The organism is Streptomyces sp. RLA012 (assembly GCF_056270325.1).
The window spans coordinates 2,047,419-2,061,478 of sequence record NZ_JBWDPA010000002.1; the positions used below are offsets into that span (position 1 = coordinate 2,047,419).

A 14,060-nucleotide genomic window follows, 5' to 3' on the forward strand; every position below is an offset into this window, starting at 1 on the left:
TTGTGGGGAGGGCCGCCCGGTGCACTGCCGCGATGCTAGTGACGTCGCTTACGGAGGGCCGCGAGGTTGTCGTAGCCGATCTTCGCGTGTGTGAGTGACTGCCCGGGGTCCGTGGCGCTCGGGGCGTTGTCCTGCTCGACCATCGGGTTGTGGTGGTTCCGGTCACCGACGCGCGAGAAGAACGTGGTGTAGTCGATGACGCCGGTGCCGAACGGCACCATGTCGTAGCCCATGCCGTTCGTCGTGTTGACGCTGCCGTCCTTGGCGTGGAAGAGCGGGTAGCGCTTGTTGTTGCGGACGACGAGCCCGGCGGGGTCGAAGACCTTCTCCCGGGTGGAGCCGTCGTGGGCGGTGTACGTGTGGAACTTGTACTGGGCCACGTGCGCCCAGAAGATGTCCATCTCCAGCCAGACCACCTTCGGGTCGGTGATCTTCAGGAAGTACTCCAGCTTGCGGATGCCGGAGCTGCGGGTCGGGTTGCCCTGGGCGTCCAGCGGGCCCCCGTCGAGCAGGAAGCCGTACGCCGCGTCGTGGTTGTGGGTGTACAGCTTGAGGCCCTCACGGCGGGCGATCTCGCCGAGCGCGTTCCACTTGTCGGCGGCCACGTCCCAGTCGGCCCGATAGGCGCTGCCGGTGGGATCGCCGCCGGTGCCCATGTGCGCCATGCCGAGGATGTTGGCGATCTCCAGGTGCTTCTTGAAGGTGTCCAGGTCGGCCGTGGTGAAGGGCCAGGACGGCGGTATGAAACCGTGGTTGCCCTGCGCCCGCAGCCCGTACTCGTCGAGCCAGGAGCGCAACAGTTTGGCACCCGCCACGGACTCCAGGCTCGCGCCGCCCGGTGCGTTGGCGTGCTGGCCGTACCCGGCGAACTCCACCTGCCGGTAGCCGAACCGCGAGAGCTGCTTGAAGACCTCGCGGAACCCGGAGGGCAGGTCGGTGGCGAGCGGGTCGCGGCCCGTGGCGTCCCGGACGGTGTAGAGGATGATGCCGCGCTTGTTCGCGGGGACGAGGACGTCACCGCCGTGGCCGTGGCCATGGCCATGGTCGTGGCCTCTGCCCCGGTCCTGGGCCAGGGCGGGCGAGGCGCCGAGGACGGGTGCCGCGATCGCCGCGGTCGCGGCTGCGGTGCAGGTGCTCAGGAAACGGCGGCGGTCGACGCCGAGAGTGCGGCGCAGGGCTTCGCCGGTGGCGGGTTCGTCGTTGAAGGCGGTCACGGTTTCTCTCTTTCGGATCGGTGTACGGCTTTGACGGGTGCCGCTGGGTCTACGGGTGCCGCGGGGTCTGCTGCTCATGCGCAGGTCAGAGGCGTGCGAAGCGCTCGCCGGACCCGTTGTCAGTGGCGCGTGCTTCACTTTCCGTAGTTGCTCGTCATGCCCTGTCAGGTCTCGTCAGGTGAGGCCGGCCAGGTCGAGCAGCAGGGATTTCACTTCGGTGGCCGCGATGCGGCCGGGGACGGTGCGGGGGGTGGAGCAGATGAGGAGCGGACCTTCGTCGTCGCTCGCGGGAAGGCGGCCGTGGCTGCCCCGAATAGGTGAGGGGTCCAGCGGCACGACCGCCATGCGGTAGCGCAGACCGAGCTTCTTGCGGGCCAGCGCGGTGGCCGCCTTCACCTTGACGTAGGGGTCGAGGGGATCCATGAAGAGTTCGACCGGGTCGTAGCCGGGTTTGCGGTGGATCTCGACGAGCTGCGCGAAGTCGGGCGCGCGGGCGTCGTCGAGCCAGTAGTAGTACGTGAACCAGGCGTCCGGCTCCGCGACGGCGACGAGTTCGCCGGAGCGCGGATGGTCGAGGTGGTGGGTCTTCTTGCCCTCGTCGTCGAGGAGTCGCTCGATGCCGGGCAGGTCGGCGAGTGCCGCCTCGGTGGCCTCCAGATCCTCGGGGCGGCGCACATAGACATGGGCGATCTGGTGGTCGGCGACCGCGAAGGCGCGGGAGGCCGTCGGGTCGAGGTACTCCATGCCGTCCTGCGTGTGCACTTCGAGGAGTCCGGCGCGGCGCAGGGCGCGGTTGATGTCGACGGGGCGGTCCGCGCGGGTGATGCCGTACTCGGAGAGCGCGACGACGATGCGGCCTTCCGCCTTCGCGTCGTCGAGGAGAGGAGCCATGGCCGTGTCGAGGTCCGCGGCCGCCTGGAGGGAGCGCGGGTCGTCGGGGCCGAAGCGCTGGAGGTCGTAGTCGAGATGAGGAAGGTAACAGAGCGTCAGATCGGGTCGGCGGGTGCGGTTGATGTGGCGGGTCGCGTCGATGATCCAGCGGCTGGAGACGAGGTCGGCGCCGGGACCCCAGAAGTGGAACAGGGGGAACGTGCCGAGCTTCGCGGTGAGTTCGTCGTGCAGGGCCGGGGGCCGGGTGTAGCAGTCGGGTTCCTTGCGGCCGTCGGCGTAGTAGACGGGACGGGGGGTGACGGTGATGTCGGTGTCGGCGCCCATGGCGTACCACCAGCAGATGTTGGCGACCGTGTAGCCGGGGTGCGCGCGCCGGGCGGCGTCCCACAGCTTGTCGCCGGACACCAGACCGTTGTGCTGCCGCCACAGGAGTACGTCGCCGAGCTCGCGGAAGTACCAGCCGTTGCCGACGATGCCGTGCTCGGACGGGTGGGTGCCGGTGAGGAAGGTGGACTGGGCGGCGCAGGTGACGGCGGGCAGGACGGTGCCGAGCGGGGCACGGAAGCCGGACCGGCCGAGGGCCTTGAGGTGGGGCATGTGGTCGAGGAGACGGGGGGTGAGGCCGACGACGTCCAGGACGAGGAGAGGAGTGGGGCCCGTGTGGGTCTGCGGTAGTGGGGTCACGGCAGTTCCTTGAGGCCGAGGTCCGTCAACAGGTCGCGGGCGAGGGTGAGTTCGGCGGCGATGCCGTCGGCGAGCTGGGCTCGGGCGCGGGGGCGCAGCTCGGGCGGGAGTGCCTGCCAGGTGTAGGTCTCGACCTCCAGGTGGTGGGTGAGGGGGTGCGGGCCGCCGACGAGGCGGGTCAGTGCGGTCCTCAGGACCGGGAGTGTGGAGGTGAGGGGTGCGGTGGGGGCCGCGTGCAGCGGGACGTGGAAGTGGGCGCGCCACGGGGAGGCGTCGGGCAGGGCGTCCCCGGTGAGTGCCTCGCCGAGGTCGTCGGTGCCTCGCAGGCCCGCGGCGGTGAGGGTGCGCGTCTGGTGCAGGAAGCGGGGTTCGTCGAAGGCGGCGAGGGCCGCGCGGACGTCGGGGAGGTGGGGGTGTTCGGCATGCAGGGCGGCTGAGAGCTGGGCTTTGACGACGGGGACGTGGGCTTGAGTGAGCGCGTCCAGGGCGGTGTGCGGGTCTTCGAAGGAGGTGGCGAGGTGGCAGGTGTCGACGCAGAGGCCGATGCGGTCGTGACCGATCGCGGCGAGCGGGGCGAGGGCGTCACGGGTGGTCTCGACGGTGCAGCCGGGTTCCGGTTCCAGGCCGATGCGCAGGGAGCGGCCGGTGAGCTCGTGGAGGGCGTCGAGGCGTTCGGCGAGCGTGGTCAGCGCCTCGTGGGCAGCGGCCGCCCGCTCGCTGTCGTACGCGGTGCGCCAGGCGAGGGGCAGCGTGGAGATGCTGCCCTCGGTGACGTCGTCGGGGAGGAGCTGGGCGAGGACGCGGGCGAGGGCGGTGGTGTGGGCGAGCCGTTCCGGGTCGGCCCAGTCCGGCCGGTAGACGCGGTACTTGACCTCTTCGGCGCCGAAGCCCTCGTACGGGAAGCCGTTGAGGGTGACGACTTCGAGGCCGCGGCGGTCGAGTTCGGCGCGCAGACCGCGCAGGGCGGAGGGGTCGGTGACGAGTGCCTGGGCGGCGTCCTTGGCGAGCCACAGGCCGATGCCCAGGCGGTCACGGCCGAGGCGCCGGCGGACGGGTTCGCAGTGGTCGCGGAGTTGGGCGAGGACGCCGTCGAGGGTCTCGGCCGGGTGGACGTTGGTGCAGTAGGCGAGGTGGACGGTGGAGCCGTCGGGGTGGCGGAAGCGCATGGATCACTCCCCGCCGCGCAGGACGGAGTTGCCTTCGTGGGTGACGTCCGGGGGCGTGACATGGAGGTTCAGCCGCCCGCTGAGCCCATAGAAGGCGACGGGGTTGCGCCACAGGACCCGGTCGACGTCGTCCTCGGTGAACCCGGCCTCCAGCAGGGCGTCGCCGACCCGGCGGGTCTTGAGGGGATCGCTTCTGCCCCAGTCCGCCGCCGAGTTGACCAGCACCCGCTCCGGGCCGTGGGCGCGCAGGATCGCGACCATCCGTTCCTCGTCCATCTTGGTGTCGGGATAGACGGAGAAGCCCAGCCAGCAGCCGCTGTCCTTGGCTTCCTTGACGGTGGTCTCGTTGAGGTGGTCGACCAGGACACGGTCCGGGGGCAGTGCGGACTCCCGGACGACGTCGAGGGTGCGGCGCAGGCCGGCGAGCTTGTCGCGGTGCGGGGTGTGCACGAGTGCGGGGAGCTGGTGGTCGGCGGCGAGCTGGAGCTGGGCGGCGAGGGCGGTGTCCTCGGCGGGGGTCATCGAGTCGTAGCCGATCTCGCCCACGGCCACGACCTGGTCCTTGACGAGATAGCGGGGCAGTTCGTCGAGGACGGGGACACAGCGGGGGTCGTTCGCTTCCTTGGGGTTGAGGGCGAGTGTGCAGTGGTGGGCGATGCCGTACTGGGCGGCCCGGAAGGGTTCCCAGCCGAGGAGCGAGTCGAAGTAGTCGAGGAAGGAGGCGGGCGAGGTGCGGGGCTGGCCGAGCCAGAAGGAGGGCTCGACGACGGCGCGGACACCCGCCGCGTACATGGCCTCGTAGTCGTCGGTGGTCCGTGACGTCATGTGGACGTGGGGGTCGAAGATGCGCATCAGGACTCCTTGCCGGATGGGCGCGAGCTGCTGGAACCGCCGCGGCTGCCGTACGTCCCGGTGGGGGTGGCGGTGGGCTCGGTCAGGGCCAGGACGCGGTGGAGGTCCCCGGGAACGGGACGGCCCGCGGCGGTGCGCTCCTGCTCGTAGTCGCCGAGCATCCGGGCGAGTTCGGCGTCCGCGCGGGCCCGCCCCACCAGGTCGGCCACGACGTCGACGGACACACCGGTGAACAGGCACTTGAGGACGGCCTGCCGCCAGGTGTGGGCGTCCAGGTGGCGGGCGGCGTACGGGCCGAGGGCGGCGGCCACGAGCCGGGTGTCGTTGGTGCGCAGGGCGTCCTCGACGAGGGGCAGCCCGTCGGGGCCGGGCAGCAGGTGGGGCAGGGCGTGCAGGACGGCCCGGCGTTCGGCGGCGGTGCCCTGCCGGTAGACACGGGCGAGGGCGTCCGGGTCGGCGCGGGCGGCGTGCAGGAGGAGCACACGGGCGGCGTCGGCGTACTCGGGCCCGCAGCGGCGGCCCGCCTCGGCGATCCGCAGCTCCCAGACGGAGATGGGTCCGTGGATGCCGGGGTGGGCGGCGGCCTCGTCGAGAGCCTGGTGGAGCCAGGCGCGGGCGGCGGCGTCGAGGGAGGTGTTCAGGCGGGCGTGCAGGGCGGCGAGGGGGGCGGGCCGGGTGGCGGCGGTACGTGTGCCGGTGCCGTGGGGTGTGTGCGGGTGGTGGTTCACGGGGTGCTCCCTTCGGCGCCGTCGGGGATCGCCCGGGTGGCACGGTGGAGGAACGGGAGGGACTGTTCGGCGAAGTGGGGGCCCGCGTGGGAGTGGCGGGGCAGTTCGACGACGGTGAGCGCCTGGTAGCCGGTGGTGGCCAGGGCTTCGAGTACGGGCGGGAAGTCGATCTCCCCGTCCCCGAACGGGAGGTGTTCGTGGACGCCGCGGCGCATGTCCTCGATCTGGACGTGCCGCAGCCAGGGGGCGGCGGCGCGTACGCAGTCGGCGGGAGAGAGGGGTTCCAGGCACTGGCAGTGGCCGATGTCCAGGGTGAGACCGAGCGCGGGTGGGTCGCCGAGGATGTGCCGGAGGTGGTGGAAGTCGGCGAGCGTGGCGAGCAGATGGCCGGGTTCGGGTTCGACGGCGAGCGGGATGCCGGCGTGGGTGGCCGCGTCCAGCACGGGGGTGAGTGCCTCGGCGAGGCGCTTCCAGGCGATGTCCCCTGCCGTGTCGGCCATGTCGGCCATGTCGGCCGGGTCAGTCATGCCAGCCATGCCAGCCGTGTCGGCCGGGAGGACGCCGCTGAAGCAGTGCACGGCGTGGGCGCCGAGGTCGGCGGCGACCCGCACGGCGCAGATGAGGAGGTCGACGCGGCGGGCCCGGTCGGCCGGGTCCGGGTCGAGGAGCGAGGGGCCGTGCTTGCGGCGCGGGTCGAGGACATAGCGGGCGCCGGTTTCGACGGTGACGCCGAGTCCGAGGGTGTCCAGCCTGCGGGCCACCTTCCGGGTACGGGCGGCGAGATCCGGGGCCAGGGGGTCCAGGTGCATGTGGTCGAGGGTCAGGCCGACGCCGTCGTAGCCGAGGTCCGCGAGGAGGCCGAGGGCATCGTCGAGGCGGAGGTCGGTGAGGCCGTTGGTGCCGTAGCCGAAGCGGAGAGGGTGGGCGTTCGTGGCATGGGGCCGGGGGTTCGTGCGGTGGGGTGTCGGGGTCATGTGACGCTCACCTTCCTCGCGAACCTGCGGGCCGCCGGAGCCAGTGCGGCCGTGAGGAGGGCGGAGGTGAGAGCGCCCGAGCGGGCCGCGAGGGCGGCCTGGAGGGGGATCATGGCGCGGATTCCGCCGCCGACGGCTCGTTGGGTGAGCGGGGGTGAGGGGTTGAGCGTGGCGTGGAGGAGGGGGCGGGCGGACGTGACGGCGTAGGTGACGGTCAGGGCCGTGCGCAGGGCGTGCGCGGTGGAGGCGCGCGAGGAGGCGGAGCCGTGTGGCCGCCGTCGCCTCGTCAGGCCCCAGGTCAGCGAGCCCGTGGTGGCGAGTGCGGCCAGCGGTACGAGCGGCGAACCACCCCGGGTCTCGCCGCGCGACACCGCGGTGACCGCGAGCGTGTGGGTGGCCAGGGCCATGGCGGAGCGCAGGGCCGGGCGGACGCTGCCGTCGGTGGCCGTCGCACCGAGGAGAAGGTCGAGGCCTCGGGCGGTGGCCATCGCCGCCGGTCCCGCGGGGGTTCGCTTCAGCGCGAGGTCGTATGCCCACACGGTGGCCGCGAGGGGCGCGGCGGCCGCGAGAGCCGGGCGTCCGGCGCGGGCTGCCAGGGCCAGGCCCGCCGCGGTGAGGGCACCCGCCGCCGCGAGGGCCGCGGCCGGGGGGACGCGCCCGGACGGCAGCGGGCGGTGCGGGCGGTCGACGGCGTCCTCGGCCAGGTCGGCCCAGTCGTTGAGGGCCATGCCCGCCTCGTACAGACACAGGGAGGAGGTGATGGCGAGCAGGGTGCGGGGGTTGGGTCGGGCGCCGGTGGCGGCGGCTCCCGCGAGGGCGTCGCCGGGGAGGGTGAACAGGGCGGGCAGGCGGAGGAGTTCGGCCCAGGCGTGAGCGCGGGCGCGGGCGCTGGCATAGGTATGGCCGCTGGCCTGGGCACGGGCATGCGCACGGCCATGGGCGCTGGCCTGGGCGCCGGGACAGGGTTGGGAACCAGAACCAGAACCAGAACCAGAACCAGAACCAGAACCGGAACCGGAACCGGAACGGGCACCAGCACCAGCACCAGCACCAGCACCAGGTTCCGGTCCGGGGCCAGAGCCAGAGCCAGGTCCAGGTTCCGGTCCAGATCCGGGTCCGGGTCCAGGTCCGGGTCCAGGTCCAGGGCCAAATCCAGAGCCAGATCCGGGTCCGGGTCCGGAGCCAGAGCCAGAGCCAGAGCCAGAGCCAGTTTCGCCCTTGGCTACCGCTCGGAGCGTCGCTTTCGGGGGCGCGGTGGGCAGGCCGCCCGTGTGTTCCTTTTGACCCGGATGCCACCTCCGCCTCATCGTGCCGCCTTCCCCGGGAGGGCGCGCAGTCGGTGCGCGAGTGTCGTCAGGGCCGCGTACTGCTCCCCGAGCGCCGAGGGACCGTCGCCCACCGGGTCCTTGAAGTAGAAGGCGAGTTCGCCCAGCGGACCCGTGAGGCCGGCCTCGTGGGCGCGGGTCACAAGGCGTGCGAGGTCGAGAACGAGTGGCGCCGCCAGCGCGGAGTCGCAGCCCTGCCAAGTGGTCTGGAGGATCATCCGGGTGCCGAGGAACCCGTCGAAGGCGATGTGGTCCCAGGCCGTCTTCCAGTCGCCGAGGGCGGGTACGTCGTCGATGTGGACCTCGCCCTCCGGGGCGGCGCCCAGGGTGTCCACGAGGACCCGTTCCTTGCCGGCGTTCTTGGCCGCGGCGGTGGCCGGGTCGGCGAGGGAGGCACCGTCCCCGCCGCCGAGCAGGTTGGTGCCGGACCAGGCGCGGACCGCCAGCGCGCGCTGCGCGAACATCGGCCCGAGTACCGACCGCAGCAGGGTCTGGCCCGTCTTGCCGTCCCGGCCGGCGTACGGCAGGCCGCTGGACCGTGCGGCGGAGGCCAGTGCCGGGTGGTGCAGGCCGGTCGACGGGGTGAAGTTCACGTAGGGGCAGCCGGCCGCCAGCGCCGCTGCCGCGTACAGCGAGCTCGGCGGCAGGGCGGAGCCCAGCGGGGCGGGTTCCGTGGAGGCGACGTTCACCACGACGGCTCGGGTCAGCCCCCGTCGTCGTACGAAGTCTCGTAGGTCGGCCGCGAAGGTGTCGACGAGCTCAGGCTCGTCCCGTGTGTCGTCGGGTGCGGGCCCGCCGGGGCGGATCTCCGCGTCGGCGGCCTCCAGTTCGGCCGCGATCGCCGAGGGCAGGCCGTGCGGGAGCACACCACCGGCGACCAGGGCCTCGGCGCGTTTCGGGAGCGGGCAGTCGATGGTGTCGTGGCCGCCGAAGACGAGGGAGGACAGGGTGGGCAGGCCGCACTCGGCGAAGAGAGGGGTCTCGGTGACCAAGCCCGTCGGGGGGTGCAGGCCCGCGGTGACGGCCGCGCAGCCCGCGACGACGGTGGTGGCGACGGAGCCTCGGGCTCCGATCAGCCATACCCCCACCCGAGGCTCGGAAAGGGACGCGGGCATGGGTGACATGGGCAGCCTCCTTGTCATACGTCAGCCACAGCGGAGAGCGGAGAGGAGGAAAGAAGCACGGAGGAGGAAGGTCGCGCAGGGGCGAGACGGCGGGCGGAGGTCCGGCGTCCCCCGCCCGCCGCCGGTCAGTCGCCCTTGGCGGGCAGTTCCTTGAACCGGATGTTGCGGAAGGACACCTGGTCGTCGGCTCCGTGGTTCTGGAGGCCGATGTGTCCGTCGCGCAGGCTCCGTACCGGATCGGTGTTGGTGAAATCGTTGATCTTCACGCCGTTGAGCCGGACGCGGAGGCGCTCGCCCTCCACGCGGATCTCGTACGTGTTCCATTCCCCCGGCGGGTTCAGCGCGCGGTCGCGCTTCTTCAGGTCGGCGGACTGGAAGCTGTACACGGCCCCGGTGGTGCGGTCGGGGGCGTCGGTCGCGTCGATCTGGATCTCGTAGCCGTTGTCGACGGCCGACCAGGGGTCGTCGGACTCCGGGAACCCGACGAACACTCCGGAGTTGTCGTCCCCGGCCACTCGCCAGTCCAGCTTCAGCGAGTACGAGCCGAACCCGGAACCGGCGTACCAGAGCATCCCCAGGCCGCCGGACGACGTCAGCGTGCCGTCGTCGCTCAGCGAGAACGAGCCCGGGCCCGCCTGTTTCCACGCCGCCAGCGACTCGGCCGTGCCGTCGAAGAGCGGCCGGTAGCCGTTCTCCGGGCGGCAGTCGGCCCGGGCGGCGCCGATGGCGTACCGGATGCCGCCCAGCAGGTGCCGGCGGAAGGCGGGTTCGGCGTACGACTCCTTGGTGTGGCCGCCCCCGGTGTAGAAGGCGCGGCCGCCCCGGTACTCCTGGCACCAGGCGATCGGATGGTCGCCGCTCATCGTGCCGCCGGTGTACGAGGACTCGTCGAGCGAGGCGAGGACGTGGACCCTGTCGCGCGGATTCGAGCGGTAGTCGTACCACTCGTCCGTGCGCTCCCAGGATCTCGGGAGCCCCGAGGTCGCCGGGTGGGACCGGTCCTCGACGGTGACCGTCGCGGGCTGGATCGCGGGGTGCGACTGGAAGTACGCGCCCACGAGGCCGCCGTAGAAGGCCCAGTCGTACTCGGTGTCGGCGGCCGCGTGGATGCCCACATAGCCGCCACCCCGCTTGATGTACCGCTCGAAGACGGCCTGTTGGGTGGTGTCGAGGACGTCACCGGTCGTCGAGAGGAACACGACGGCGTCGTACCGCGCCAGGTTGCGTGCGGTGAAGGCGCCCGCGTCCTCCGTGGCGTCGACCGCGAAGCCGCCCGTGGTCCCCAGCTCCCGTACGGCCGCGATCCCCTCGGAGATCGAGTCGTGCCGGAAGCCGGCGGTCTTCGAGAAGACCAGGACCCGGCTCCCGTGGGTACCGGCCGCGCCCTTCGACGCCGCCGGTCCCGACACGCAGCCGAGGAGCAGGGCGGCAGCGGCACCCGCGGTCAGCATGCGTACCGATGTGCGCATGACCGTCCCCCCCGTCAGCTCGTCGTGAAGGTGAAGTCGTCCAGGTCGTAGAGCGTTCCGGTGCCGTTCCCCTTGAAGACGAGGTAGAGCGTGGTCGTGCCGCGCGGTGCGGACCTGAGAGACGCGGTCACGTCCTGGAAGGTGTCCGGTCCGCCCGTCACCGGCACCGTGGCCCTGCCCAGCACCCGGCCGGTCGAGGAGCCCGCGCGGATCTCCAGGGTGCCGCCCGCGCCGGCCGAGGCGACTCGCGCCGTGATCGTCCTGGCGTCGCTCAGGGAGTACGGCGTGAAGGAGATCCAGTCACCGCTGTCGATGTCGCCGACCGTCTTCCCGCCGTGTGCGGTGGCGTTCGACCGGACGGTGATGCCGGAGGCGTTGCCGTAGTGCTCGGCCTGGCGGTGCCTGGGCTGCAGCACGTTCTGGTCGTGGGTGGTCAGCGGGGCCTGGCCGCCGCCTCCGCCGTCGGTGTACTCGGCGTCGAGGACCCCGAAGATGTTGGCGTCCTCGTCGTGGCCGCCGTCGGCGCTGGTCTGCAGGGTGCCGGAGCAGCCGTTCGCCGAGGTGAACGGGTGCCCGTGGCTGTCGTGGCCGAGGATCAGGGTGACCTTCACCTTGGCGCAGTCGATGGTCCGGCCGTCCTCCGGGTCGGTGACCTTGACCTTGAACGGCACGGGATCGCCGAAGCTGAACAGCTGCCCGTCACGCGGCTGTTCGATCACCACCTTGGGGGCGGTGTTGCCGACCACGACCTGCACGCTCGCGCTGCCGGTGCGCCCGGTCGCGTCCTTGGCCGTCACCGTCGCCGTGTATGTCCCCTTCGTCCTGTACTTGTGCGACGGGTTCGTCGCCGTCGACGTACCGCCGTCCCCGAAGTCCCAGCTGTAGGTGAGGGCGTCGCCGTCGGCGTCGGACGAACCGGCCGAGGAGAAGCTCACCTTGAGCGGGGCCTGCCCGGAGGTGCGGTCGGCCGCGGCCTGTGCGACGGGCGAGTGGCCGTCGGTGGCGTTCTCGATGCGGTAGAGGCCCGAGTTCTCGTCACCGCCGAACCAGGCGGTGCCGTAGTCGAGGACGTAGAGCGCGCCGTCCGGTCCGAACGCCATGTCCATCACCTGCGTGCCGGTCCACGGCACGGAGTTGATGGACTGCACCGTGCCGGAGGCGTCGCTCGCGATCCGCTTGATCCAGCGGCGGCCGAACTCCCCGGCGAAGAAGTTCCCGTCGTACGCCTGCGGGAACTTCACCGGCGAGTCGAGCGAGGCGTCGTAGTGGTAGACCGGGCCGCCCATCGGGGACTCCGAGCCGCTGCCGAACTCCGGGACGGACGCGCCGTCGTACGGGATCCAGGCGGGCTGGGCCGGGGGCAGGTCCGTCAGCCCCGTGTTGTGCGGGGAGGTGTTCTTCGGGGCGTCGCAGTCGAAGGCGGCGCCGGAGGTCTTCGTCGCGAAGTCGTAGTCCACGTAGGCGTCGTTCTTGCCGGTGCAGTACGGCCAGCCGAAGTTGCCGGGGCCGGTGACGCGGGCGAACTCGACCTGGCCGCCGGGGCCGCGGGCCGGGTCGGCCGCGCCCGCGTCGGGGCCGTAGTCGCCGACGTAGACGATGCCGGTCGCCTTGTCGACGCTGAAGCGGAACGGGTTGCGGAAGCCCATCGCGTAGATCTCGGGCCGTGTCTTATTCGTATCGTCCGTGCCGGGCGGGAAGAGGTTGCCGTCGGGGACGGAGTACGAGCCGTCGGCGTTCACCTTGATGCGCAGGATCTTGCCGCGCAGGTCGTTGGTGTTGCCGGCCGAGCGCTGGGCGTCGAAGACCGGGTTGCGGTCGGGGCGCTCGTCGATGGGGGTGAAGCCGTCGGACTGGAAGGGGTTGGAGTCGTCCCCGGTCGAGAGGTAGAGGTTGCCCGCCGCGTCGAAGTCGATGTCGCCGCCGACATGGCAGCAGATGCCGCGGGTGGCCTGGACGTCGAGGATCTTCTTCTCGCTGGCGGTGTCGAGGGTCCCGTCCGTCCTGAGGACGAAACGGGAGAGGCGGTTGACGCCGTCGAAGGGCGCGAAGTCGGCCGCCGTGCCCGTCTCGGGGGCGTCGCCCGCCGGGGTGTTCAGGGGCGGCGCGTAGTAGAGGTAGATGAAGCGGTTGGCGGCGAAGCCCGGGTCTATGCCGACGCCTTGCAGGCCTTCCTCGTCGTGCGTGTAGACGTCGAGCCTGCCCGCGAGCCTGGTGTTGCCGGCCGCGTCGGTGAGGCGGAGTTCGCCGTCGCGCGAGGTGTGCAGGACCGAGCGGTCGGGGAGCACGGCCAGCGACATGGGCTCGCCGACCTCGGCCTCTCCCTTGGCGAGGGTGACCTGCTGGAAGTCCTCGGCCGCTGCCACGCTCCCCGGGTCGGCGACGGCTGCGCCGGCCGGGGGTGCGGTGAGGGTGAGCGACGCGCCCGCCAGCAGCGCGCCGCTCAACAGGGCGAGCGCTCGGCGGAATACGGGGCGTCGTCTGTGGGTCCCGGTTCTGTGGGTCTCGGTTCTGTCGGAGCGGGTGCCGCGGTCTTTCCCGTGCACGAATGCCTCCAGAAAGGGGCTGGTTGTACGGGCGGGTGCTTGCGCCGGGGTGCGCCGTCACCCCGGAGACACAGGAGAAGTCAGTCGTTGCCGCCGAACGCCGCGTCGAAGGATGCCGACGGCGGCTCGAAGTCGTATGCCTTGAGGCGGGTCAGGGCCTCGGGTGCGCCCTGGAGCCGGTCCATGCCCGCGTCCTCCCACTCGACCGAGACGGGGCCCGTGTAGTCGATGGAGCGGAGCATCCGGAAGACGTCCTCCCAGGGAACGTCGCCGTGCCCGGCCGACACGAAGTCCCAGCCACGCCGGGGATCACCCCAGGGCAGGTGCGAGCCGAGGCGGCCGTTGCGGCCGTCGAGTCGCTTGCGGGCCTCTTTGCAGTCGACGTGGTAGATGCGGTCGCGGAAGTCGTAGAGGAAGCCGACCGGGTCGAGGTCCTGCCAGACGAAGTGCGAGGGGTCGAAGTTCAGGCCGAACGCCGGTCGGTGGCCGACCGCCTTCAGGGCGAGCTGCGTCGTCCAGTAGTCGTACGCGATCTCGCTCGGGTGGACCTCGTGCGCGAACCGCACGCCCTGCGCGTCGAAGACGTCGAGGACGGGGTTCCAGCGCGTCGCGAAGTCCTCGTAGCCGCGCTCGATCATCGACTCGGGGGCGGGCGGGAACATCGCGACCAGGTGCCAGATCGACGAGCCGGTGAAGCCGACGACGGTGTCGACGCCGAAGGCCGCCGCGGCGCGCGCGGTGTCGGCGATCTCGGCGGCGGCCCGCTGCCGTACGCCCTCGGGCTCGCCGTCGCCCCAGATCCGGGCGGGCAGGATCGCCCGGTGGCGCTCGTCGATGATGGCGTCGCAGACGGCCTGGCCGACCAGGTGGTTGGAGATCGCCCAGCACTTCAGGCCGTACTTGTCGAGCAGCGCGTGCCGGGAGTCGATGTACGAGGGGTCGGCGAGCGCCTTGTCGACCTCGAAGTGGTCGCCCCAGCAGGCGAGTTCGAGTCCGTCGTAGCCGAAGTCACGGGCCAGGCGGCAGACCTCTTCGAGGGGCAGGTCGGCCCACTGGCCGGTGAAGAGTGTGAAGGTGCGTGGCATTTCCG

At 71.8% G+C, this 14,060-nt stretch carries 11 protein-coding genes; all 11 read right to left on the reverse strand.

The annotated features are described in order from the left end of the window. Positions 1-35: 35 nt before the first annotated feature. Positions 36-1,214, reverse strand: a complete 1,179-nt coding sequence (locus RV986_RS09605) for a sugar phosphate isomerase/epimerase family protein (RefSeq protein WP_475916991.1) — start codon at positions 1,212-1,214, stop codon at positions 36-38. 174 nt (positions 1,215-1,388) lie between these two features. Then, entirely contained in the window at positions 1,389-2,789 is a 1,401-nt protein-coding gene (locus tag RV986_RS09610) for an alkaline phosphatase family protein (protein ID WP_475916992.1), read from the reverse strand. Continuing rightward, entirely contained in the window at positions 2,786-3,955 is a 1,170-nt protein-coding gene (gene eboE, locus RV986_RS09615) for a metabolite traffic protein EboE (RefSeq protein WP_475916993.1), read from the reverse strand. The genes RV986_RS09610 and eboE overlap by 4 nt, the downstream gene beginning before the upstream one ends. A gap of 3 nt (positions 3,956-3,958) precedes the next feature. Continuing rightward, positions 3,959-4,807, reverse strand: coding sequence for a TatD family hydrolase (locus tag RV986_RS09620; protein WP_475916994.1), 849 nt, complete (start codon positions 4,805-4,807; stop codon positions 3,959-3,961). Next, entirely contained in the window at positions 4,807-5,535 is a 729-nt protein-coding gene (locus RV986_RS09625) for an EboA domain-containing protein (RefSeq protein ID WP_475916995.1), read from the reverse strand. The genes RV986_RS09620 and RV986_RS09625 overlap by 1 nt, the downstream gene beginning before the upstream one ends. After that, positions 5,532-6,509, reverse strand: a complete 978-nt coding sequence (locus RV986_RS09630) for a sugar phosphate isomerase/epimerase family protein (protein WP_475916996.1) — start codon at positions 6,507-6,509, stop codon at positions 5,532-5,534. Before RV986_RS09630 ends, RV986_RS09625 begins: the two co-directional genes overlap by 4 nt. Then, a complete protein-coding gene (locus RV986_RS09635) occupies positions 6,506-7,357 on the reverse strand; it encodes an SCO3242 family prenyltransferase (protein WP_475924233.1) in 852 nt (283 codons plus the stop codon). The genes RV986_RS09630 and RV986_RS09635 overlap by 4 nt, the downstream gene beginning before the upstream one ends. A 455-nt stretch (positions 7,358-7,812) precedes the next feature. Beyond that, on the reverse strand, positions 7,813-8,949 hold the full coding sequence (locus RV986_RS09640; protein WP_475924234.1) for an inositol-3-phosphate synthase: 1,137 nt from the start codon (positions 8,947-8,949) through the stop codon (positions 7,813-7,815). A 134-nt stretch (positions 8,950-9,083) separates the two neighbouring features. Then, positions 9,084-10,427 carry a ThuA domain-containing protein gene (locus tag RV986_RS09645; protein ID WP_475916997.1) on the reverse strand — a complete coding sequence of 448 codons (1,344 nt, stop codon included), beginning with the start codon at positions 10,425-10,427 and terminating at the stop codon, positions 9,084-9,086. A 14-nt stretch (positions 10,428-10,441) separates the two neighbouring features. After that, a complete protein-coding gene (locus RV986_RS09650) occupies positions 10,442-12,970 on the reverse strand; it encodes a PQQ-dependent sugar dehydrogenase (protein WP_475916998.1) in 2,529 nt (842 codons plus the stop codon). A gap of 80 nt (positions 12,971-13,050) precedes the next feature. After that, a complete protein-coding gene (locus tag RV986_RS09655; protein WP_475916999.1) occupies positions 13,051-14,055 on the reverse strand; it encodes a sugar phosphate isomerase/epimerase family protein in 1,005 nt (334 codons plus the stop codon). Positions 14,056-14,060 lie beyond the last annotated feature (5 nt).